Raw genomic sequence first — 22,383 nt, 5'->3', positions numbered from 1 at the left:
AGCGGGCAGCAGATCAAGTGCCTGACGGTCGTCGACGAGTTCACTCGCGAGTGCCTGGCCATCGACGTGGCGGGCTCCATTCGCTCCAAGCGCGTCATCGAGGTGCTGTCGCGGTTGGTGAGCTTGTACGGCGCGCCACTGTTCATTCGCTCGGACAACGGGCCCGAGTTCGTCAGCCTGGCCATCCTGGACTGGATCGCAAGCTCCGGCATTGCCACGGTGCTCAACGATCCCGGCAAGCCCTGGCAGAACGGCACCGATGAAAGCTTCAATGGCAAGTTCCGCGACGAGTGCCTGTCCCTCGAATGGTTCCGCTCACGTCGCGAGGCCAGCGCCGTCATCGAAGCCTGGCGCCAGCACTACAACGAGGTCCGGCCACACAGCAGCCTGCAATACTTGACCCCGGTGGAGTTCAAACAGCAACTCCGCCAAGACCTGCAACCCGCCGTCTTCTAGGAACTGCTGTCTCGATTAAGCCGGGCAGGTCAAAGGCAAAGCCCTTCGCGAAGAACAAGGCCTGTGACCTGCGTACGCAATGTGTAGCCACTCAGTCGGTGAGTCTCGGGGCGATGTCGTCGGCGTCGGGCCCTTCCCGGTCGAGCAGTTCGTCCCCCAGCTTGCCGTTGAAGCTCACCCGCTCCAGCCGCACCGTCGACCATTCACCAGAAAGGCCGCGATCGTCTGACACTTGTGCCCACACCTCGTCGGACAGCTCCTGTGATCGGCATGCCTTCGCCAAGACCTCTGCCGGGTTGAGCCCGAACAAGATCACGAGCGGATGGCATCCTTGGGCAAAACGTCTCGGCGCTGAGGCCCAAGTCACGCGGCGCCGGCCGCGGGGCCGCCCCCCACCCGGGAGGCGGCCGGCCCCGAAGCGCGATCAGGCGCGCGGGGCGCGACGGCGCATGCGGCCTGCCAGGGCCATCACGCCCAGCGCGAGCCAGGCCAGACCCGCCGGCTCGGGCAGCTCGGCGGGGGCCGGCGCGTCGAGCACGAAGGCCAGGTTGTCGGCATAGCCGTCGTTGTCCCCGCCCCCCTGGCGTTCCATGGACAGCGAGAACATCAGCCGGCTGGTGCCGACGGGCAGCCAGTTGCTCACCTCGCGGTAGAACAGGCCGGTGGCGTTGCCGCGATCCGCCGGGGTCACCGGGCCGAGTGCGGCGTGGCCGATTTCGCTGTCGCTGCGGTCAAGGAAGGACACGTACAGCAGCGCGTTGTCGCCCTGCGAAGCCCAGCCGCCCAGCCAGCCGCTGAGCTTGAAGGACAGGGGCTGGGTCAGCGTGCCGGCCAGGTCCAGCAACTGATAGCCGGCCGTACGGGCGCCATCGCCCGCGAACATGCGCTTGCCGCGGTTCGCGGGTCCAGGCTGGGTCGGCAGGACCCAGTTGGACCCGTAGTCGACGGCTTGCGGGCGGGCGTAGCCATCGAAGGCGAGCCAGCTGGTGGCCACATCGGTCTCGGCGTCGCCGTTCACGATGAGGTTGCTGCCAAACAAGGGGCCGGCCTGGGCGCCCATGGCGGCCAGCGCCAGCGCGGCGGCGCTGCAGCAGTGGCGCGCCGAGATCTTGATCGAGTTCATGAGTGCTCCGTTCACACGGTGGTGGCTTGGTCGAGCCGGGCGGCGCCTTGCAGCGCCGGGTCGCTGATGGAGGGTTTGCCGTCCTCGAGGTGGCCGGCGAAGCGGCGCAGCCAGCCGCCGAGCCCCTTCACGCGCAGGCTGAAGTCGTACCAGTTCTGGCTGGCCGCCAGCGGGATGCGCAGGCTCGTGCGGCTGCGCGCCACGACGGTGATCTCGCGCGGCGTGGCCGCCAGGTACTTGTTGGCCTGCAGCACGAAGGTGCAGGGCGCGCCGCCCACGTTGACGAGCTCGATCAGCAGCTCGCCGCTGGCACGCGCGCTGCGCAACACGAGCTCGGGCAAGGCGCTGCCAACCGGGCGCCGCACATCGCCGGCGATATGGCGGTGGAAGCCGTTGGGGCCGAGCACCCAGAGGTCATAGGCCCCGGTCGTGGTCCAACGGCCCTGAAGCTGCTTGCCGGCCTCGACGGTGTAGCGGCGCGGCATCTGGTCCAGCGCGAGCCGGTCGTAGACATGGAACACCGCGCCCTGCTCGCCCGCATTCTCAAAGATGAGCAAGACCTGACCCCCAGCCTCCGGAACCTGCGCCTGCACCTGCAGCTCATAGGGCAGCGGGCGTGCGGGGCGCACACCGGCCTGCTGCACCGGCGCGGCCAGCGTGGCGGGCGTTGCGGGCGCCTTGGTGCCCGGCAGCGCCAGCGCGCGGGCGCGGCGCTCGGCCGTGGCCGGCAGCAGCTGCAGGAAGCCTTGGTCGTCGGGGTTGGCGAAATCGAAGCAGGACTGCAGATCGCCGCAGACGGCACGCCGCCACGGGCTGATCAGCGGCTCCTGCACACCGAAGCGCGCAGCGATGAAGCGCAGCACCGAGCTGTGATCGGCCACCTGGGAGTTGACCCAGCCGCCCTTGGTCCAGGGCGAGACCACGTACATCGGCACGCGCGGGCCCAGGCCATAGGGGCGGTGGTGCGTGCGCGCGTCGGCGCCGTTGAGCACATGGTGGTATTCGCCGGTCGTGTCGACCGTCGATGCGCCGGCCAGCTGCGCCTTGACGGGGTCGGCATCGTAGGCGGCATAGGACGGCACGGCCGGCGGCGGCACATGGTCAAAGAAGCCGTCGTTCTCGTCGAAGTTGACGAACAGTACGGTCTTGCTCCAGACCTCCGGGTTGGAGGTCAGCGCGTCCAGCACGCGGGCCGTGTAGTCTGCGCCCGAGGCCGGGCTGGAGGGCCCCGGATGCTCGGAACCTTCGGCCGTCGCGACGATCCAGCTGACCTGCGGCAGGCGGTTCGCGATCACGTCGGCCTTGAGCAGGTCGAGGTCCCGCGTGCTGATGCCGCGCTCGCGCAGCGCCTGCGAGTAGCCCGCGCGCTCGTACCAGGCATCGCGGAAGGGCCGGAAGCCGGCCAGCGGGTTGTCGGTGAAGTTGTCCGACATGTTTTGGTAGACCTGCCACGAGATGCCTGCGGCCTGCAGGCGCTCGGGGTAGGTCGTCCAGCGGTAGTCCGTGCTGCGGTCGGTGTTGAACCACTCACGGCTGTTGTCCGTGCTCGGGCCACCGGCGATGCCCAGCGGATCGTTGTGCCCCGTCCAGAGGAAGAGACGGTTGGTGTTGGTGCCGGTCTGGGTCGCGCAGTGGTAGTGGTCGCACAGCGTGAACGCGCGGGCCAGTGCGAACTGGAACGGCAGGTCAGCCTCGCTGAAGTAGCCCAGCGAGTGGTTCTGCTTGGCGTTGCACCAGTCGTTCATGCGGCCGTGGTCCCAGGCGAGCTGGGCATCCAGCCAGGCGTGCGGCGTGCCGGCGACGCGCATCAGCGCGAAGTCCTGCGTCGTGTTCAGCGGGAAGGGCGCGATGGCCCGGCGCTGGCCCCAGTCCGGCCGCCCCGGCACCGGGTTGCCGCCCTGTGTGGGCTGCACGAACACGCTCTTGCGCGTGAACAGGCCCGGGCGGTCCTTGACCGGCGCGGGGAAGGGGTCGCCGAAGCCACGCACACCGGCCAGGGTGCCGAAGTAGTGGTCGAAGCTGCGGTTCTCCTGCGTCAGCACGACGATGTGCTCGACGTCCTGCAGGCTGCGCGTGCGCTGGTTGGCCGGGATCGCCAGAGCTCTCGCAATGGCGGGCGGGAAGCTGGCCAGCACGGCGCTGGCACGGAGGAAGTCGCGGCGGCTCATCGTGCAGCTCCGCGGGATGCGTTCAGGCGGCAGCGCACCTGAGTCGCGCGCTGAACCGCGACAGGCGTGGGTCGGGACATGGAGGTCTCCTGAAGGACAGAGTGAGGTGGGGCTCGGACGTCGTGCGCGGCGCCACTGTAGGCAGCGCTCGTGAAGGCGGGGTGACAGTTCCGAGACGCTGCGGTCTCCGTCGCGCCAGGACTGCATTCGGCGGGATTGCCGGCGCTCCCCCTTCAACGTCGCCGGTTCTCGACAGTCGGGCGCCCAGCTCCTGCTGTATCACCCCACCAGTCCATGCCAGCAGCCCTGGACACAGGCGGTCTGAGGGCACCGGCATGCCGCAGGCATCGCCGCCCCGCGCGCTTGCGGGCCCAGATCAGCGCGCCGGTCACGGACAGCATCGCCACGACCAGCCCCGTCGCGGCCAGGAGCAGGCGCAGTGGCAAGCCGCCCACCCGGCCCGTATGCAGCGCGGTGAGCCAGGTGGTGGCCGTGCGGGCCGCTTGCTGGCCCGTGGGCCACTGGACGGCGAGCAGGGCCCCGTTGACGGCATCGAAGAGAAGCGTCGACTGCCCCCGCTGCGGGCCGACATCGCGATCGCTGTGCACGACATAGCGCCAGGTGCCCGCCCCCCGGTCCAGCGCCAGCGATTCCTCGCGCCCCACCGCAATCCCTGCTGCCCCTGCGGCCGCGGCCATGAGCGCGCGCGCATGGGCTCGCGCCGCGGGCCAGTCCGGCTCGACGCCATCGGCAAGGCCGGCTGCCTGCGGCAGGGCCGCGGCCTCCCAGGGGCCGAGCAGGGCCGCCATCACCGGCCTGTACACGGGCGCCAGGTTGAAGGACACCCCCGACCACGCGATCACGAACAGCAAGGCCCACAGCCACAGACCGCCCGCGCGGTGCAGGTCCACCGTGCTGCGGTAGCCCGCGCCGCGGCGCACGCACCACGCCTGGCGCCAGCGAGCCCACCAGCCCCGTCCCTGCCGCACCAGAGGCCCTTCACGGCGTGGCATCCGCAGCGGCAGCGTGAGGTAGGCACCGACCAGGCAGTCCAGTGACCACAGCAGCGCCACCAGCCCCAGCACGGTCCTGCCCCAGGACGGCGCCAGCAGCGCGTAGTGGAGGCGGTAGAGAAAGGGCATCACATTGACCCGGCCCTGCGCCGGATCGCCCCACAGGCGCCCGCCGAGTTCGCGGCCGGTCCAGGGATCGACGTACAGCTCGTCGATGGCCAGGGCCGCGGCGGCGCCGGGTGCGGCCTGCACGAGGAAGGCCAGGGAGCGGCCAGGCTCGACCGACAGCGGGACCGCGTCGATGCGCAGGCCGGCGTGCCGGCGCAGCAGGCGCTCGCGGACCACCAGGGGATCGAGTGCCACCGCTCCCACGGGCTGCGGCGCCTTCAGCAGTGCTGCCGCGAAGGCCTCGTCCAGCGGCCGGTAGAAGGCCAGCAGGCTGCCCGTGAGGCCGGCCACCAGCAGGAAGCCAGCCAGCACCAGGCCGACGCAGCGGTGCAGCCACAGCCAATGAGAGCGCTTCATCGGTGCCACCTCGCCTGCGTCAATAGCTCCACTCGCCCGACAGGCGCACGGTGCGCGGCGCTCCGGCGAGCACGCCGCCATAGTTGACGTTCTCCCAGAAACGGCGGTTGTCCAGGTTCTGCACCTGCAGCCGCCACAGGAAGGAGACGCCCGCCAGCGTCGTCGCATAGCGCGCGCCGGCGTCCCAGCGCGTGTAGGCCGGCACCAGGATGGCCTGCGCCTGATCCAGTGCCCGGCTGCCGGTGTGCACGGCGCCTGCGTTGAGGCTCAGCCCCGGCACGCCGGGGATGCGGGCATCGAGCCAGGCACTGCCCTGCAGCCTGGCGACGTGGGCGGGCCGCTTGCCTTCGCGCGCATCACCGGTGCCCAGCACCCTGGCGTCGAGCCAGCTGAGGCCCGCGACCGCGGAAAGGCCCGCGGCCAGCTCGCCGTTGAGCTGCAGCTCGAGGCCCTGGTGGCGCTGACGTCCGCGCGTCTTGAACACCTGGTCGCCCGGATCCGTCGCCTGCAGGGGCTTGTCGATATGAAACAGCGCCGCATTGGCCACGAAGCCCGCCGTGGGCTGCCACTTGACCCCGGCCTCGATCTGCCGGCTGCGGATCGGGTCCAGCCGTTCACCGCGATTGGCGGCGGCATTGGGCGCATAGGCCCCCTGCTCCAGACCTTCGGTCCGGCTGGCGTAGACGCTCAGGTGCGGGGCCGGCAGCCAGACCAGGGCCAGCGACGGCACGACCACGTCGGCGCGGTAGTCCCGCTGGACGCCAGCAGCGCTGCGTGAAGCATTGCGGTAGCCGATGTAGCGCGCGCCGGCGAGCACGCGCCAGCGCTCGCCCAGCGACAGGGTGTCGCTGAGGAAGAGGCTGGGCTGGCGCGTCGTGGCCTGGTTCTTGGGCGGCGGGCTTGAGAAGTCCGGCTGCGCGCTGTAGAGCGGCGCGTGGATGTTGCCGACGGTGAGCCCGTCATTCGGGAACCAGCCCCCGTCCCAGGACTTGAGACGGCTGTCCGACACGCCCATCACCAGCGCATGCCGCAGACCGCCCGCCCGCAGGCGGCCGCTGAGGAAGCCCTGCGCGCTGACCGTGGTGAAGCGCTGGTCCGGCGAGAAGTAGTAGTCGCCGCTGCTGATGGTGCCGTCGAGCTTCACGCCGTACACATCGGGAAACGCGGCATCGCGGCGGGTGCGGCTGTAGGCCAGCTGCGCGATGAGCTGCCAGTCCGCGTCCAGGGCGTGCTCCAGGCGCAGGCCCAGATTGGAGGCGTCGCTGCGGTACTGGCCCCAGGGCTGGCCCAGCAGGGTCCGGGGATCGAGGCTGTCCGCGGGCAGCACCTGGCCGTCCTCGCGCGGGCCCAGCACCGGCTGGGCCGCCAGCTTCTTGTGCTGGAAGTCCGCGTCCAGGCGCAGCAGGGTGGCGCCGGTCAGGCGGTAGTCCACGGCCAGGCCAGCCATGCGGCGGAACAGGTCCCCGGCATGGCGGAAGTCGCCCTGCTGCTCGGCGGCGAGATTGAGTCGCCAGCCCAACGTCCGGCCTGCATCCAAGGGGCCGCCCGCGTCCGCGTGGAGATAGCGTCCGCCGAAGCTGCGCAGCTCGGCCTGGACGCTGGCGAAGGTCTCGCGCGTGGGGCGCTTCAGCACGTAGTTCACCAGCCCGCTGGGTTCGCCGACGCCGTAGAGAAAGCCGGACAGACCCCTCAGAACGTCCAGGCGTTCCATGTTCTCCAGCGGGATGTCCGCGTAGACGGTGGTCAGCAGGCCGTCACGCCGCACGCTGTTGACGGCATTGGCCGAGAAGCCGCGCACCGCGATGCCGTCATAGGCGCCGCCAAGGGACGCGGGCTGCACGCCGGGGTCGTTGCGCAGCACGTCCTGCAGCGTGCGGGCGCGCTGGTGGTCCATCAGCTCGCGGCCGTAGGAACCGATGGAGAAGGGCAGCTCCTGCAGCGCCTGCACGCCCAGGGCGCCCGCGTTGACGTCGCGGTTGAGGTAGAGGGACACGCGCTTGCCGCTGAGGAGCACCGGCTCCAGCAAGACCTGACCCTCGTCGGTGGCCTGCGCCTGCGCGAGGGCGGTGGAGCTGAGAGCGGCCAGCAGCGCGGCGTGCAGCCGCGTGCGGCTAGGGTTCTTCGTTTTCATGGAATGAGGGACCTGGGATCAATGGGCGGTGAACTGGGCAGGCTGCGGTCGCTCGAAGGCCGGGCCCTCGGGCGTGCTGAAGCTGAGCGTGGCGCGATGGACCACCCCGTCCTGGCTCGGATCGGGGGCGTCGCCCGGTGCCGGCTCGCGGGTGTCGACATCCAGCACGTAGAGGCCGCGCCAGGGCGTGTGGATGCGCACCCGGCCGCGTTCGTCGATGTCATGAACCTGCAGCCACAGGCTGGGCGCGATCACCTTCAGCGTGCCCTGGGTCAGCGGCACCCCCTTGAAATAGACAGCGAAAGTGCCGGCCTCGGCCGTGGGCACGATGTCCAGGGCCATCGCGGGTTGCGCGGCCTTCAGCGGCCAGGCCGCATGCCGCGCGTAGTAGCGGGACCGGGCCCCTGAGGCGCGGGCCTCCACCACCGTGTCTGCCTCGGCGCCGGGGCCACGCAGCACAAAGCCGTCCTCGCCCCTGCGCCAGGGCAGCGCGCCGTTGCTCCGGTCCAGAACCTGCGCCCGCTGGGGCTCCAGCGCATCGAGCTTGCCAGGGCTGCGCTCGAGCAGCCGGATCTCCGGCTCGCCATAGCGCAGGTGCAAACCGCCCGCCTCCGCCGGCTCCAGCCACAGGTTGTGCGCAGCGGCCGGCAGTGCGGCCAGGGCCGTCATGAGGGCCAGGACTGTCTTCATAGGATCTCCATGTTTGTCGTAAGGCAAATACGAATCATTCGCATTCTAGTAGTTAAAGTCCGCTGCACTCAACCACACGGGAGATTGCTGGTGAACACAGCGAGCCTTGGAACCGGGCAAGGGAGCACGGTCCACACACACGCCCTCACACCGCGGGAAGCCGCGGCCGTCGAGGCCCTGGTCGATCGCCTGGCGGCGAGCTTCGGCAGCGTGGAGACGCCGGAGTTCGCGGACGCCTGCGCGCTGGCCGCCCAGGAGCTGCCACGCGCCCTGCGCGAGCTGGCGCACCGCTTCAAGTACCTGCACCTGCCCTGCGGCGCGGTGCTGATCCGCGGCCTGCCGGTGGACGACGGGCGCATCGGCCCCTCGCCCGCGCACTGGGACGCCAGCTGGCGCAACCCGCCCAGCCTGCGCGAGGAGATCGCCCAGTGCCTGCTGACGGCGGCCCTGGGCGAGATCTTCGGCTGGCGCACGCAGGAGAACGGCCGCTTCCTGCGCCACATCGTGCCCATCGAGAAGGACCGCAAGGAGCAGCTGGGCGGCGGCAGCGAGGTGACCCTGGTCTGGCACAACGAGGAGGCCTTCCACGACCACCGCTGCGACTTCCTGTCCATCGTCTGCTATCGCAACGAGGAGCAGGCGCAGACCATCCTGGCCTGTATCGACGACTTCGACATCCCGGACGACAAATGGGCCCTGCTCAGCGCCCCGCGCTATGTGGTGCTGCCCGACACCTCGCACCTCCCGGACCAGAACATCAGCGCGCACTGGCGGCTTGACGACGGCGCCTTCGAGCGCATCCGCCGCATGTACGCCGAGCCCCAGCCTGTGCCTGCGCTGAGCGGCTCGCGCCAGCGGCCCTTCATCCAGGTCGACGAGGCCTATATGCGAGCCGTCGAGGGCGACAGCGAGGCGCAGGCCGCCTTCGACTGGCTGATCCACCGCTTCAACGCCCACACCACCGCCATCGTGATGGAGCCCGGCGACATGCTGTGGATCGACAACAAGCGCGCCGTGCACGGGCGCTCGGTCTACCAGCCGAACTACGGCCCCCGCCATCGCTGGCTGCGGCGCGTCAACGTGACCCTCAACCTGCGCGCCTCCATGCCCTACCGCGAAAGCGCGGTCGCCCGCCACATCGTCTGAAGGACATCCCATGAAGCCATCAAATGCCGCCGCGACAGGCCCCGCCCTGCGCGTGCTGTCCAGGCAAGACCTGTCGAGACTGAGCTACCGCCTGCAGGACGTGCTGGACGCAGTCCAAGGCGCCTACCGGGCCTTCGCCAGCGGCGCCAGCGCCAACCCGCCCAAGCTCAGCGTGAAGCCGCAGGATGGCCGCTCCATCGCCTACGCCATGCTGGGCCGAGACGGCGAGCGCGAGACCGTCGCGGTCAAGACCTCCTACAAGTTCGGCCATGAAGGCGAAAAGGCCGACGAGCGCTACTACACCACCTTGCTCCTGCACGACGACCGGCAGGGCGCGCCCATCGCCCTGATGGACGGCAGCCTCGTGGGCAGCCTGCGCACGCCTGCCGCCACGGCCCTGATCGCCCGCGCCTGCGCCCGCAGCGACGCCAGGACGGCGCTGGTGGTCGGCTCCGGCGTGCAGGGGCAGACCGCCCTGCCCTTCCTGGTCGAGGCCATGCCCCAGCTGCAGCGCCTGATCGTGCACGGCCACCATGGCGCCGGCATCGACGCCGTGCTGACGCGCATGCAGCAGCATCACCCGGACCGCCAGGTGGAGGTCTCGGGGAAGCTGCAGCGATCGGCGGAGGACGCCGACATCATCATCGGCGCCGCCGGCCCCTCCTCGCCGGAGTCGGTGCAGGCCGGCTGGCTGCGGCCCGGCTCCCTGGCCATTCTCGTGGGCTACGGCATCGACAAGAAGGCCCTGCATGACGCCGACTACCGCGTGGCGACCAGCGCCGAGCAGATGAAGGTGACGGGGCAAGACCTGGCCCTGGACGGTCGACTGCCTGACGTGGACGCTGAACTACCCTGTCTACTCAGCAGCCTGCAGAAAGGAAGACGCAGCGAATCGGATCGCGTGTTCGCCTACAACAGCGGCATGGTCCTCACCGACATCGCCCTGGGCCGCGTGCTGGCCGAGCAGGCGATCGCGCAGGGCCTGGGCCAGGAGGTGGCCCTGTGGTGATGCGGCCGAGCACCCCACCCCTCCCGAAGGCAGGCATCCCCAGCCTGCCTGCCCTGCGCCACGCCCTGGTGCAGCGGCTCACGACCGAGCAGGCGCCACTGCTCAGGAGCCTGCTCGATGGCCTGGGATCGCCCCTGCACCTCATGCTGCCGCAGGTCTTCGAGGCCAATGCGCGCGCCTTCCAGCAGACCCTGCGCGAAGCCGGCGTGGACGGCCAGCTGCTGTTTGCCAAGAAGGCCAACAAGGCGCGCTGCCTGGTGGAGCGCTGCCCGGGCCTGGGTCTGGGCGTCGACGCGGCCAGCGTGCCGGAGCTGGTCGCGGCGCTGGCGGCCGGCGTCCCCGGCGCGCACATCGGCATCTCCGGGCCTGCCAAGCACCCGGCGCTGCTGGCGCTGAGCCTGCACCACGACTGCCTCGTCGCGATGGACAGCCCAGAGGAACTTCTGGACTACGCGGCCCTCGCACAGAGCCTGCAGCGCCGGGCCCGCGTGCTGCTTCGCTGGCGGCCGCCGTCGCAGCCCCGCAGCCGCTTCGGCATGGACGACACGGAGCTCGCCCAGGCCCTGGCACTGTGCGTCGAGCACCGGGCGCAGCTGCAGCTGCAGGGCTTCTCCTTCCATCTGTCGGGCTATGACGCCGTGGAGCGAGCCCGCTGTGCGCAGCGGCTCGTCGAGCGCTGCACCGAGGCCCGCGGCCTGGGGCTGCCCTGCGACACCCTGGACATCGGCGGCGGCTTCGCCGTGCGCTATGTCGAGGAGGCCGCCTGGCAGGACTTCATAGCCCGGCAGTCCCCGCAGGACTACCACGCCGGCAAGACCTTCGAGGGCTTCTATCCCTATGCCAGCGCCAGCCCGGGCCCGCAGATGCTGGAGCGCATCCTGTCCCATGCCGAGGGCGGCCGCACGCTGGCCCGGCGCCTGCGCGAGGAAGGCTTGCGCCTGCTGCTGGAGCCGGGCCGCGCACTGCTGGACCAGGCGGGCTTCACGCTGTTCCGAGTGCAGGGCGTGAAGGACCGGCCGGCCGAGGGCTACGGCCTCGTCACCGTCGAGGGCATGAGCTTCAGCCTGTCGGAGCAATGGTTCAACAGCGAGTTCCTGCCCGACCCGCTGCTGCTGGGCGGCAGCGCCTCCGGCCCCTACCCCGCCGCCGTGGCCGGGGCCAGCTGCCTGGACAGCGACATGCTCAGCTGGCGCAAGCTGCCCCTGCCCAGCCGCCCGAAGCCGGGCGACGCGCTGGTCTACCTCAACACGGCCGGCTACCAGATGGACTCCAACGAGTCCCCCTTCCACGAGCTGCCGCTGCCGCGCAAGGTCTCGCTGGAAGTCGACGCGAACTCGGGGCTGCGATGGCGCCTGGATGAAGTCCCGCCCGTCACGCCCCCGCTGCCACTTTCACTTTGATCAGGGAGATCCCCTCATGGAACGTCATCCGCTGCAGACGCAGCCTCTCGTCGCGCAACGCGTCTCGGACCTCATCGGCGGCACGCCGCTGCTGGAGCTGCTCACCACCCGCTTCGGCACCCGCGTGCTGCTCAAGCTCGAACAGTTCAATCCCATGGGCACGGCCAAGATCCGCATGGCCCGCCAGATGCTGGACGAGGCCGAGGCCCAGGGCCGGCTGAAGCCCGGCGGCTGGGTCATCGAGTCGACCTCGGGCAACACCGGCATGGGCCTGGCCCTGCTGGCCGCCGAGCGGGGCTACCGCTTCACCGCGGTGGTCGATCACCACGCCTGCAAGGACAAGCTGCGCGCGATGCGGGCCTTCGGCGCCGAGCTGCTGTACGTCAACGAGGCACCCGGCGACGGCCTTGCCACCTCGGACCGCGAGGCCCTGGCCCAGCGCATTGCCGCCGAACAGGGCGCCTACTGGACCGAGCAGCACAACAACCCGGCCAATGCCAATGGCTACCGGGCCGTGGCCCGGGAGCTGATGGACACCCTGGGCCCCTGCATGACCCACCTGATGGGCGCCGTGGGCACGGGTGGCTCGCTGTTCGGCACCGCGCGCGAGTTGAAGCCCCTGCTGCCGTCGCTGCGGGTGATCGGTGTCGAGCCGGTGGGCTCCATCGCCTTCGGCGGCCCGGGCGCGCCCTATCACCAGTCGGGCACCGGCACGCCCGAGGGCGCGGAGATCGGCTCCCTGGTGGACTTCAGCCTGCTCGACGAGGGGCTCAAGGTCAGCGATGCCCAGGCCTTCAACACCGCCCGCTACCTCGCCCGCAGGCATGCCGTCCTGGTGGGCGGATCGGCGGGCGGCGTGCTGTACCAGGCCTTGCGGCGGGCGGAGGCGGCGCCACCGCACAGCACCATCGTGGTCCTGGTCTGCGACGGCGGCGAGAAGTACCTGGACACCGTGTTCGACGACGACTGGATGCGCGCCCACGAGCTGCTCGACCCCAGCGTCGACGAGGAACTGGACGCGATGTTCGAGCAGCTGGCACCAGGCCGGGTGAAGGCATGACGCGCATGGCCTGGCGCGCCGATGCCTCGCAGGTGCTCACGCTGGCGGCGCCCCTGGTGCTCACGCAACTCGCCCAGGTGGCCCAGGGCACCACCAGCATCGTGATGCTCGGGCAGCTGGACACGGTGGACCTGGCCGCCGGCGGGCTGGCCCTGTCCCTGTTCAATCTGCTGCGCACCATGGGCGTGGGGCTGATCACGCCGACCGGCAATCTGGTGGCCGAGGCCAGCGTCGATGCGCAAGGCGGCGCGTCCCGCATCCGGGCGCTGCTGTGCGCGAGCCTGGCACTGGCCACGGCGGCCGGGCTGCTGGCGGCGCTGCTCATGGTCCTCGGCGCCCCGCTGCTGCGAGGCCTGGGCCAGGACCCGCGGGTCGTCGAGCGCTGCGGGCAGTACCTCACGGCGGCGGCCCCCGGCCTGCTGCCCCTGCTCTGGTTCCAGGTCTTGCGCCAGCTCACCGTGGGGCTGGGGCGGCCGGGGCCGATGCTGGCAGTGACGCTGGCCTCGGTCGGCCTGAACGCCGTGCTGGCCTATGCGCTGATGAAGGGTGCCGGGGGCCTGCCCGCACTGGGCCTCAGCGGCGTGGCCATCGCAGGCACGGTGGTCAATGCCCTCGCGCTGGGCGCCCTGCTGTGGGTGGCCCGGCGGGACCCGGGGGTCGCGCCGCTGCTGAGCCTGAGGAACGAGACCTCCCCCTGGCCGGCCTGGCGCCGCCTGGCCAGGCTGGGCCTGCCGGTGGCCGCCAGCTATGGCAGCGAGGCGGCCTTCTTCTCGGTGCTGGGCCTGCTGGCCGGCGCCTTCGGCCCCACGGCGCTGGCGGCGCACACGGTGCTCAACCAGCTGGTCTATGTGGTCTTCATGGTGGCCGTCGGCTTGTCCCAGGCCGTGTCCCTCTGCATCAGCCGGGCCTGGGCACATCGCGACGGCGCGCGCGCGCGCCGCCTGGGCCTGACGACGCTGGGCCTGGGATGGATCGCGATGGCCGGCGTGGGCCTGCTGTACCTGGCGGCGCCCCTGGAGGTGCTCGGGCTGCTGCTGCGGCCGGGCAGCTCGGGCGAGGTCGCGGCGCAGGCCGCTGCCTTGCTGGGCATCGCGGCCGTGCTGCAGTGCTTCGACTGCAGCCAGAATCTGGCGATCGGCATGCTGCGAGGGGTCGGCGAAACCGCAAGTGCGTTCTTTCGCACGCTGCTCGGCTATTGGGGGGTGGGCCTGCCGCTGGCCTGGTGGCTGGGCTGGGTCCTGCAGCTCGGGCTGAGCGGCCTGTGGCTCGGTCTCGCCGGCGGGCTGGCCACGACGGCCGGACTGCTGCTGCTGCGCTTCGTCAAGGTCACCGCGGCGGCGCGGCATCGCTCGCCGACGGCCCTGGTGCAAGGGGGACCGGCATGAGGACTGCTGACACCCGGGGGCTGCGCCTGGACTGCAGCTCGCCGGCATCGCCCGGCGTGGGGGCGCCCGGCTACACCGTCGCCCTGGAGGCCATCGACTTCTTCAGGGCCTCGGAGGCGGTGGACCCGCAGCGCGTGCGGGAGCTGACCGACAGCATCGTCGCCAGTGGCCACTGGCTGGTGCCCATCCCGGTCGAGCACCGCACCGGGCTGGTGATGGACGGCAACCACCGCCTGCGCGCGGCCCGGCTGCTGGGGCTGCGGCGCCTGCCCTGCATCCCGCTGGACTACGGCGATGCGCGCGTGGACGTGCGCTGCTGGCGCTCCGCCGAGCCCTTCGACATCGACCGCATCCTGCAGCTCGCGGCGCGGCAGGCGGTGCTGCCCTACAAGACGACCCGCCACCGCTTCGATCCCCCCCTCCCTGGCTCGCGCATTCCCCTGGCGCTGTTGGCGCAGGAGCTGCATGCGGTGCAGGCGTGGCCCGCGTGATGCGGCGATGCGGCGATGCGGGCCCGGCCGGCTGGGAGCGGCCCCCAGGCTGGCCTTGGCCGGGCTTGGCGGAAACTGGCGGCGGTGCGCGATCCGGCAGCCACCGGGCAGCCACCGGGCAGGGGAAAACAAATAAGCGGCGCACCGGCCCAAAGTAGAGTAAAACGGTCCTCAGGCCTGATAGGCGAATTGCCTGCCCGCAGTCCAAGGACCTGCACTCGACGGCCTGCCCTCGGCACCCATCCGCCAGGCTCGGTCAGGCCGCTTGCCAGGCGACCAGCCGCGGGCGAGCACCTCCAGCGGGAACGTCACTTGCCCCTGGCCCGAGTGGTCAGACTGCACGATCCCAGTGGATCTTCCCCAAGTCCCCGGCGCCCTGTCATGCGCCAGCGCTTGGACGTCGCGCCGCCGAAAGGCAGCGTTCCCTCCACCCCTTTTCTGCGGCCCCCGCGGCCGAGGCGAGCCGGCCCATGGCAGGCCGGACGCCCCCCAACCGCCACGACCCAGGTCTGTCCACCCTTTGCAAGGAGCCATCATGCTCACCCTATCCGGTACCCGATCTCGTCTGAGCCTACTCAGGAGCGCCCTCGCCAGCAGCATGGCGTCCCTGGACCGGCGGCGCGCCGCTGACATCCCCAGCGGCTACATCGACGACTATGTCGCGCTGAACTGGCTCCGATGGGATGGCGGCCACCTGCGCCTCACCACGGTCGGCAGCAACATCCTGCAGCAGCTCACGCTGCAGATGAAGGCGGAGTGAATTCGGGCCTGTCGGCGGCCGCTCAAGGTCCGCCTGGCCGCCGCCGGGCTAAGTTCCAGCGGCGGCGCGCCCTCGACCCGGCCGCGGCCCCGTGATCGAGCAGGACCGCCCCGGGCCGCACGCGGCCACCGTCGGGCTGCCCAAGGAGTTGATCGACCACGTCCGGCCGAGCTTCGCGCGGTTCCTTCGCATCGAGGCTGCCGGGGGCGTGGTGCTGCTGCTGTGCGCGGTGGCAGCCGTCCTGCTGTCGAACTCGGACTTCGGGCAGGCGCTGTCCGCCTTCTGGGACACGTGGCTCGGCTTGCGCTTCGGGGATCTTGAAGCCGGGCGCTCGCTGAAGGCCTGGATCAACGACGGGCTGATGACGCTGTTCTTCTTCCTGGTGGCGCTGGAACTCAAGCGTGAGCTGGTCCTGGGAGAGATGCGCAAGCCGCGCATGGCGGCGCTGCCCATGGCTGCGGCCCTGGGCGGCATGGCCGGGCCGGCAGCCCTCTTCCTGGCCCTGCAATGGGGAACGCCGACACAGCGTGGCTGGGGCATCGCCATGGCGACAGACACCGCCTTCGTGATCGCCTGCCTCGCCCTGCTGGGGCGCCGCGTGCCGCAGAGCCTGCGCGTCTTCATGCTGATGCTTGCCATCGTGGATGACGTCGGGGCCATCCTGGTCGTGGCCATCGGCTACAGCAGCGGGATTGACTGGCACATGCTGACACTCGCGGCCCTGAGCGTGGTGCTGATGCGCTTCATGGCGCGCGTAGGCATCCGTCAGTTCTCGCCCTATGTGCTGAGCGGGTGCGCTCTCTGGCTGGCCATCGATGCGTCCGGACTGCACGCGACGATCGCCGGCGTGATCCTGGGCCTGATGACGCCCGCACGGCGCTGGGTCAGCGATACCCGGCTGTACGGCATCCTGCGTCAGGTTGTCGCACACCCCGCCGGGCGCGCAGGCAGCGGCAATACCCGCGACCGGAAGACCCTGCTGATCGCTGAGCTGGCCGCCCGCGAATCGCTGTCGCCGGTCGAGCGGCTGCAGATGGCACTGCATCCCTGGGTGAGCTTTTGCGTGATGCCGCTCTTCGCCCTCGCCAATGCCGGTTTGCAGCTGTCCTGGGAACACGCGCGCCAGCCGGTTGCCGTGGCGGTGTTCCTGGGCTTTGTGGTGGGCAAGCCGGCAGGCATCGTGCTGTTCAGCTGGCTGGCGCTGCGCGCCGGCCTGGCGAGCCGCGCGCCCGAGTTGGGCTGGCGGATGCTGGTGGGTGGCGGCTTTCTTGCGGGCATCGGCTTCACGATGGCCTTGCTGATTGCAGACCTCGGGCTGAACGGCCAGGTCCTGGACAGCGCGAAGATGGGCATCTTCCTGGCCTCGCTGTGCTCGGCGGGCCTGGGTCTCGCCCTGCTCCTGTGGGCGTCAAGACCGGCTGGCCGTGCGCCCGGCTGAGCGGCTCGGGCGTCGGCCGACCTGTCAGCGGCTGGCAGCGTTGGCGGCCTGCACGGCCACCGGCTCGCAGCGCATGCCCTGCCCCAGGCCGCGCAGATAGGCGCGGCGGGCCAGGCCGGCAGCGATGGCGGCCGTGACCTCGCGGTTGTAGCGCTCGGCGCCGCTGAGCTTGCGGATCCAGCCGCGGAAGGGCAGCAGGCCCTCGGTGGCGCTGCGCAGGCCGCTGACGGCGGCGTCGCCGAAGGCATCCCCGGCCTTGCCGAACCAGTCTTCCTCGCCGGGCGCACGCGGGCTGTCCAGATCCTGACCCAGCACGGCGTTGAGGCCCTGCAGCTGCACCGTCAGTGCGGAGCAGTCCGCCGGTCGCGCATAGGGCGCCTGCCGGGCCGACAGCAGCACCTCGGGGATCTTGGCGCGCACCAGGTTCAAGTCATTGAGCGGTGAGGTGGCGGCCTCGGCCAGGCGGTCGCCCGTGTCGGCCTTCTGGCCCGGCGTGTGGACGGTCTGCACCGCGCAGGCCGACAGGCCCAGGAGCAGCACCAGGGAGGCCAGCAAGGGCCGCGAGATCATGGGGCGAAGGGATGGGGTCATGCCCCTACTGTATGACAGCCCAAGCCTCCGCCCAGCGGTCCAGGTCCGGGGGGCACTGCTTCTTGTTGCCAAAGACGATGGCCTTGCCGCGGCCGCGCTCGGACTTCATGCCCTCGGCCCGGCTGGCCGGCATCACGAAGACCATGGGGTAGGCCCGCGCCTCCTCGAAGCGCTTGTAGTTGAGCAGCACGTAGAAGCGCTGGTCCATCTCGCCTTCCGGCTCCTCGTTGACCAGCCAGCGGCCGTTGTCCGGCACGCCGCGCACCACCACCTCGAGCTGCCGCCCCGCGGGCGTCTTGACCAGCAGCTCGACACCGCCGAAGCCCCCCAGCGTTGGCACCACCTGGTGGCCCAGGCGCATCAGCTGGCTCATCACAAAAAACTCTGCCGCGCGGCTCACCGCGCGCTCTTTACTGCTCCGGGACAAACAACACTCCTGCTCACTGAAATCGCGCCCCAGCCAGGGCGGCGGGGGCGCGATTGTGCAGCAATTTCGGGCGGCGCTGCCACACCGCCCGGCCCCTGCCGTTGATTCCCGTGGCAGGGGCGCCCGGGCTGTCAGGGGACGTAGTTGAGCGTCAGCTGGGCATTGCTGTAACTGGCGTAGCCGTAGACACCGATGTAGAGCCAGCCGGCGGCCGGATTGCTCAGCGTGCAGGTCTCGGCATTGGTGCTGCCCTGCTTGCGGCAGCTGTAGGTGCTGCTCGTAGGCTTGGCGCCCGAGCGGGTGAAGAGGTCCAGGTCGCCGCTGCCGCCGCTGGTGCTCACGGTCAGCGAGGTGGTGCCGGCCGGCACCGCCACCTTCCAGTAGCGCCAGCTGCCGGTGGCGCCCGCAAGACCTGTCAAGACCTGACCCTTGGTGAGCACCGGCACGCCGTCGTCGCTGAGCTGGACCAGCTTGCTGGTGCTGGCGCTCAGGCCTTCGTTGTCGGTGACGGTGAGCTGCACCGTGTAGCTGCCGGCAGCAGCGTAGGTGTGGCTGACAGGCGTCCCGCTGCCATTGCTGCCGTCGCCGAAGCTCCACTGGCGGCTGGCGATGCTGCCGTCGTCGGTGCTGCCGTCGGTGAACTGAACGGCAAGGCCATTGACGCTGTAGTCGAAAGCCGCGACGGGCGGCTGCCCGCCACCGCTGCCGCCGATGTCCAGAAAGACTGCACTGAAGGCGCCCCAGTTGCCTGCGGCGTCCCGGCCCCGCACATAGACCAGATGCCGGCCCGTGGCCAGGCCCGTGGTGTTGAGCGTGCCGCGCACGGCCTCCGCGCTGCTGTTGAAGCTGCCGTCGACAGCCGCCAGCGGCAGGGCCTGCGCCCCCGCCTGCCAGGGCGGCACGTCGAGGTAGGCCTCGGCCGCGGCGACGGCCTGCGTGGGCTCGGTGCCGTTGCTCTGGTTGTAGCGGGTGTCGTCCACCCGTGCATCCAGGGTCACGGGCGTGCCGGCCGTCACACGGCCCGCGGAGAGCGCCAGCTGGGTGATGTCCGGCCCCGCCGGTGTCTGGTAGGGCGTACGCACGACCTTGGCGGCATAGAACAGGGCCGGCATGTTCCCTGGCAGCAGGGTGTTGGTGTAGTAGCTGCACTGCTCGAAGAAGGCCGTGCCCAGCTCGAAGGTGAAGGCGGCCACGCCCAGCTCGCCGTAGCTGGGGCCGTCGCTGGTGCCGTCAGTCTCGTAGAGGTCGAGGGAGCGCTCCGGCGTGTGGCCGTTCCAGTAGGCGAACTTGCGCCCCAGGGTAGCCAGCTGCACGTCGTTGGCGGCCACCGATCCGTTCGTGCCCCAGGGCCACAGCAGCAGACGGCCGTGGCTGTGGATGTCCAGGTGGATGCCGCTGGTGTCCAGCGGGGCGGGATCGCTGCGGTTCGGCCCGCGGCGGTCCGTCCACAGGGAGCGGATGTAGGCCTCCACCGCCCGGGTCTCGGGCTCGGAGGCGGCGCTGGGGCCGCGGTAGGTCTCATTGCAGGCATTGCCGCTGGAACCCGAACCGCCCGTGCTGTTCCAGCCGAAGCCGAAATTGCGGTTCAGGTCCGCGCCACGGCTGTTGCTGGTCGCGCCGCAATAGGCAGTGTTGGTGTTCTTGCGCCACAGCAGGCCGGTCTCAGCCTTCTTGCGGCCGTCCGGGTTGGTGGCCAGCAGGAGGTGGATCTCGTGGTGATCCAGGATCCAGGTGGCGTCGGCATCGACGCCGTGGCCGTTGACCAGGCGCCGCGCGAACTCCAGCACCAGGGGCGTGGTCGCGTACTCGCGGGCATGGATGCCGGCGTTGACGAAGAGTTTGGGCTTGGGGCCGCTCACCGCGCTGTTGCTGAGCTTGAGCACCCGCAGGTCATAGCCGCCGGTGCCGCGGGTCTTCTCCCAGGAGTCGCCGATGTCGATCCAGCTGGCCAGCTGCGGCTTGGCGCTGACCATGCCCTGGGCCTCGGTGAAGACCTCCTCGACGGTGGGATAGCAGCTGTAGTTGGGGATGCCCGCCAGCGTCTGGCGCTGCCCCGCGGCCAGGGCCTGGCGGCGCCGCTCACCCGATTCCATGCGGGCCTGCTCGCGCTGCTGTGTCAGCCAGTGCGGATCGGGCTCCAGCCGGAAGCCCAGGGCGCGCAGCTCGCGCGCTTCCTCGGCATTGACCTGCACGATCACATAGCCCAGCTCATAGGGCGACGCCAGCGTCTCATAGCGGCTGTGCGCGATGGCCCGGGCCTTTCGCACATCGCTGAAGTAGGCGCGCATGGTCTGCCGCGGGTCGGACTCCCGCCCCTGGATGAGCGTGGGCTCCGGGGGCTGGGCCAGGGCGGATCCGCCGCCCGCCAGGGCCAGCGCCGAAAGCGCGCCGACGATTGCGCCAGCGACGGCGCGCGAGGGGAACTGCAACCGACTGCCTTGCTGCTTCATCTCGATCTCCTGAGATCAGGCAGGTAGCAAGACCTGGCACGTCCGACGCCACCTGGGACTGCAGCGGTGCCGGCCGCGGGGACCTGCGGCCTGCAGGGGCGCCCTCGCTGACAAGCGGGCGCGCCCCGGTTTGCACGGTGCAGGCCGTCCCGCCTGGCGGGCCCGGTCCTGCCTCACTCCGAGAGATCCCCCGCCCCGGCGGCATGCACCGGCGCATCCTTGCCTTGTTGTGCTTCAGGCCCGCCGTGGACGGAGCGCATCGCCCGGCCTCACGGCAGTGCACGGACTGAAGGCGTCATGGCCCCGGCCGAGCCCCTGCAGTATCGGCAGGCGGCCCGTCACGGGGCTCCGTGGCTTCCCGCAGCAGCCGGGCCGCGGGTGTGTCGCATCAGAACAGTCCGTGGATGCGCCCACCGTCATCCAGGCCGATGCGCTCGGCCGCAGGGGACTTGGGCAGGCCGGGCATGGTCATGATGTCGCCGCAGATGGCGGTGACGAACTCGGCGCCCGCATGCAGTCGCAGCTCGCGTACGCGCAGGCGATGGCCCTGCGGCGCGCCCAGGCGCTTGGGATCGCTGCTGAAGGAATACTGCGTCTTGGCAATGCAGACCGGCAGATGGCCATGGCCCAGGGCCGTGATCTCCTCCAGCTGGCGGAAGGCGGCTGGCTCGAAGTCGATGTCCTCGGCGCCGTAGATGCGCGTGGCCACGGCCTGCAGCTTGTGCGCCAGGCCGTCCGCGTCCTGGTACAGCAGGCCCAGGGCCGGAGCCTCGCCTTCGCAGGCCTGGACCACGGCCCGCGCCAGCGCCTCGGCGCCCGCCCCGCCCTGCGCCCAGTGGCTGGACAGCACGCAGCGCACGCCCAGGCGCTCGCAGGCGGCCTGCACGAGGGCGATCTCCTCGGGGGTGTCGCTGTCAAAGCGGTTGATGGAGACGATGGCCGGCAGCCGGTAGTGCTGCTGCACGTTGTGCACATGGCGCTCCAGATTGGGCAAGCCCAGGCGCAGGGCCTCGAGGCCGTCCGGCGCGCCCTGGCCGTGGTGCTTCAGCGCCCGGATGGTGGCCACGACCACCGCGCAGGAGGGCCGCAGGCCGGACTTGCGGCACTTGATGTCGATGAACTTCTCGGCGCCCAGGTCGGCACCGAAGCCTGCCTCGGTGACCACGTAGTCGGCCAGGCGCAGCGCCGTGCGCGTGGCCATCACCGAATTGCAGCCGTGCGCGATGTTGGCGAAGGGCCCGCCGTGGACGAAGGCCGGATTGCCTTCCAGGGTCTGGACCAGATTGGGCTGGATGGCATCCCTCAGCAGCGCCGCCATGGCGCCGTCGGCCTGCAACTCGCGGGCGGTGACGGGCTTCTTGTCAGCCGTGTAGCCCACGACGATCTGCCCGAGGCGGCGCTTGAGGTCCGCCAGCGAGTCGGCCAGACACAGGATGGCCATGACCTCGGAAGCCACCACGATGTCGAAGCCGTCCTCGCGCGGATAGCCATTGCCCGGGCCGCCCAGGCCCGCGGTGATCAGGCGCAGGGCGCGGTCGTTCATGTCCACCACGCGGCGCCAGCTGATGCGGCGCACATCCAGCCCCAGCACATTGCCGTGGTGGATGTGGTTGTCGATCATCGCGGCCAGCAGGTTGTTGGCCAGGGCGATGGCGTGGAAGTCGCCGGTGAAGTGGAGGTTGATGTCCTCCATGGGCACGACCTGCGCATGCCCGCCGCCGGCCGCCCCGCCCTTCATGCCGAAGCAGGGCCCCAGCGAGGGCTCGCGCAGGCAGATGATGGTGTTGGCGCCGATGCGGTTGAGACCGTCGCCCAGGCCCACCGTGGTGGTGGTCTTGCCCTCTCCCGGCGGCGTGGGCGTGATGGCGGTGACCAGCACCAGCTTGCCGCGCTGGGGCAGCTTCTCGAGCCGGCGCAGGGCCGCGAGGCTCAGCTTGGCCTTGTAGTGGCCGTAGGGCACGAGCTCGTCCCCGGGCAGGCCCAGGCGTTCCTGCGCCAGGGGGAGGATCTTGCGCAGCGTGGCGGCCTGGGCAATCTCGATGTCGGTGGGCATGCAGCGCTCCTGATGGGATCGACGGGCGCCGGAAAAGCGATGGCGCGTCAGGGCCGGTGGGCCCTGC

At 70.7% G+C, this 22,383-nt stretch carries 19 protein-coding genes; 9 read left to right on the top strand and 10 right to left on the bottom strand.

The window, feature by feature from the left end:
• On the top strand, positions 1–456 hold a 456-nt coding region (locus ABDJ40_RS23560), incomplete at its 5' end, for an integrase core domain-containing protein (RefSeq protein WP_347613415.1).
• A 91-nt stretch (positions 457–547) separates the two neighbouring features.
• Here ABDJ40_RS23560 and ABDJ40_RS23555 read toward each other — a convergent pair.
• The 6 genes from ABDJ40_RS23555 to ABDJ40_RS23530 all read right to left on the bottom strand — a co-directional run bounded on the left by ABDJ40_RS23555 (position 548) and on the right by ABDJ40_RS23530 (position 8,106).
• Positions 548–772 carry a hypothetical protein gene (locus ABDJ40_RS23555; protein ID WP_347613413.1) on the bottom strand — a complete coding sequence of 75 codons (225 nt, stop codon included), beginning with the start codon at positions 770–772 and terminating at the stop codon, positions 548–550.
• 108 nt (positions 773–880) lie between these two features.
• Positions 881–1,579, bottom strand: coding sequence for a hypothetical protein (locus tag ABDJ40_RS23550; protein WP_347613412.1), 699 nt, complete (start codon positions 1,577–1,579; stop codon positions 881–883).
• An 11-nt stretch (positions 1,580–1,590) separates the two neighbouring features.
• The gene (locus ABDJ40_RS23545) at positions 1,591–3,747 is read right to left on the bottom strand and encodes a phosphocholine-specific phospholipase C (RefSeq protein ID WP_347613410.1); all 2,157 of its coding nucleotides are present in this window, start codon (positions 3,745–3,747) and stop codon (positions 1,591–1,593) included.
• 233 nt (positions 3,748–3,980) lie between these two features.
• Positions 3,981–5,285 carry a PepSY-associated TM helix domain-containing protein gene (locus ABDJ40_RS23540; RefSeq protein ID WP_347613408.1) on the bottom strand — a complete coding sequence of 435 codons (1,305 nt, stop codon included), beginning with the start codon at positions 5,283–5,285 and terminating at the stop codon, positions 3,981–3,983.
• A 19-nt stretch (positions 5,286–5,304) separates the two neighbouring features.
• A complete protein-coding gene (locus ABDJ40_RS23535; protein WP_347613406.1) occupies positions 5,305–7,416 on the bottom strand; it encodes a TonB-dependent siderophore receptor in 2,112 nt (703 codons plus the stop codon).
• 18 nt (positions 7,417–7,434) lie between these two features.
• Positions 7,435–8,106 (bottom strand): hypothetical protein, encoded by a 672-nt coding sequence (locus tag ABDJ40_RS23530; protein ID WP_347613405.1) that lies wholly within the window; start codon positions 8,104–8,106, stop codon positions 7,435–7,437.
• A 90-nt stretch (positions 8,107–8,196) separates the two neighbouring features.
• On the opposite strand from ABDJ40_RS23530, the gene ABDJ40_RS23525 reads away from it, so the two are divergent.
• The 8 genes from ABDJ40_RS23525 (at position 8,197) to nhaA (ending at position 16,795) form a co-directional block, all read left to right on the top strand.
• Positions 8,197–9,252, top strand: a complete 1,056-nt coding sequence (locus tag ABDJ40_RS23525; RefSeq protein WP_347613403.1) for a TauD/TfdA family dioxygenase — start codon at positions 8,197–8,199, stop codon at positions 9,250–9,252.
• A gap of 10 nt (positions 9,253–9,262) precedes the next feature.
• Positions 9,263–10,261: an ornithine cyclodeaminase family protein gene (locus tag ABDJ40_RS23520; protein WP_347613402.1), complete on the top strand. Its 999-nt coding sequence runs from the start codon at positions 9,263–9,265 to the stop codon at positions 10,259–10,261.
• Positions 10,261–11,661, top strand: a complete 1,401-nt coding sequence (locus ABDJ40_RS23515; RefSeq protein ID WP_347613401.1) for an alanine racemase — start codon at positions 10,261–10,263, stop codon at positions 11,659–11,661. The genes ABDJ40_RS23520 and ABDJ40_RS23515 overlap by 1 nt, the downstream gene beginning before the upstream one ends.
• 16 nt (positions 11,662–11,677) lie before the next feature.
• The gene (locus ABDJ40_RS23510) at positions 11,678–12,721 is read left to right on the top strand and encodes a PLP-dependent cysteine synthase family protein (protein WP_347613399.1); all 1,044 of its coding nucleotides are present in this window, start codon (positions 11,678–11,680) and stop codon (positions 12,719–12,721) included.
• Complete coding sequence (locus ABDJ40_RS23505; protein ID WP_347613397.1) at positions 12,718–14,106, top strand: MATE family efflux transporter; 1,389 nt, start codon at positions 12,718–12,720, stop codon at positions 14,104–14,106. Before ABDJ40_RS23510 ends, ABDJ40_RS23505 begins: the two co-directional genes overlap by 4 nt.
• Positions 14,103–14,597 carry a ParB N-terminal domain-containing protein gene (locus ABDJ40_RS23500; protein WP_347613395.1) on the top strand — a complete coding sequence of 165 codons (495 nt, stop codon included), beginning with the start codon at positions 14,103–14,105 and terminating at the stop codon, positions 14,595–14,597. The genes ABDJ40_RS23505 and ABDJ40_RS23500 overlap by 4 nt, the downstream gene beginning before the upstream one ends.
• Positions 14,598–15,132: 535 nt before the next feature.
• Positions 15,133–15,357, top strand: coding sequence for a hypothetical protein (locus ABDJ40_RS23495; protein ID WP_347613393.1), 225 nt, complete (start codon positions 15,133–15,135; stop codon positions 15,355–15,357).
• A 91-nt stretch (positions 15,358–15,448) separates the two neighbouring features.
• Positions 15,449–16,795, top strand: a complete 1,347-nt coding sequence (gene nhaA / locus ABDJ40_RS23490) for a Na+/H+ antiporter NhaA (RefSeq protein ID WP_347613391.1) — start codon at positions 15,449–15,451, stop codon at positions 16,793–16,795.
• A gap of 24 nt (positions 16,796–16,819) precedes the next feature.
• Here the strand turns inward: nhaA and ABDJ40_RS23485 are convergent, their stop codons facing one another.
• From ABDJ40_RS23485 to ABDJ40_RS23470, 4 genes are all read right to left on the bottom strand, one after another.
• The gene (locus ABDJ40_RS23485; RefSeq protein ID WP_347613388.1) at positions 16,820–17,386 is read right to left on the bottom strand and encodes a hypothetical protein; all 567 of its coding nucleotides are present in this window, start codon (positions 17,384–17,386) and stop codon (positions 16,820–16,822) included.
• Positions 17,387–17,390: 4 nt separating this feature from the next.
• Positions 17,391–17,759, bottom strand: coding sequence for a hypothetical protein (locus ABDJ40_RS23480; protein WP_269633201.1), 369 nt, complete (start codon positions 17,757–17,759; stop codon positions 17,391–17,393).
• A 185-nt stretch (positions 17,760–17,944) separates the two neighbouring features.
• The gene (locus ABDJ40_RS23475; RefSeq protein WP_347613386.1) at positions 17,945–20,263 is read right to left on the bottom strand and encodes a M14 family zinc carboxypeptidase; all 2,319 of its coding nucleotides are present in this window, start codon (positions 20,261–20,263) and stop codon (positions 17,945–17,947) included.
• A gap of 388 nt (positions 20,264–20,651) precedes the next feature.
• Positions 20,652–22,316: a formate--tetrahydrofolate ligase gene (locus tag ABDJ40_RS23470; RefSeq protein WP_347613384.1), complete on the bottom strand. Its 1,665-nt coding sequence runs from the start codon at positions 22,314–22,316 to the stop codon at positions 20,652–20,654.
• Positions 22,317–22,383: the final 67 nt, after the last annotated feature.

The organism is Roseateles flavus, from assembly GCF_039872765.1.
Lineage (GTDB): Bacteria > Pseudomonadota > Gammaproteobacteria > Burkholderiales > Burkholderiaceae_C > Roseateles_B > Roseateles_B flavus.
This window is presented reverse-complemented; position numbering and strand designations above follow the sequence as displayed.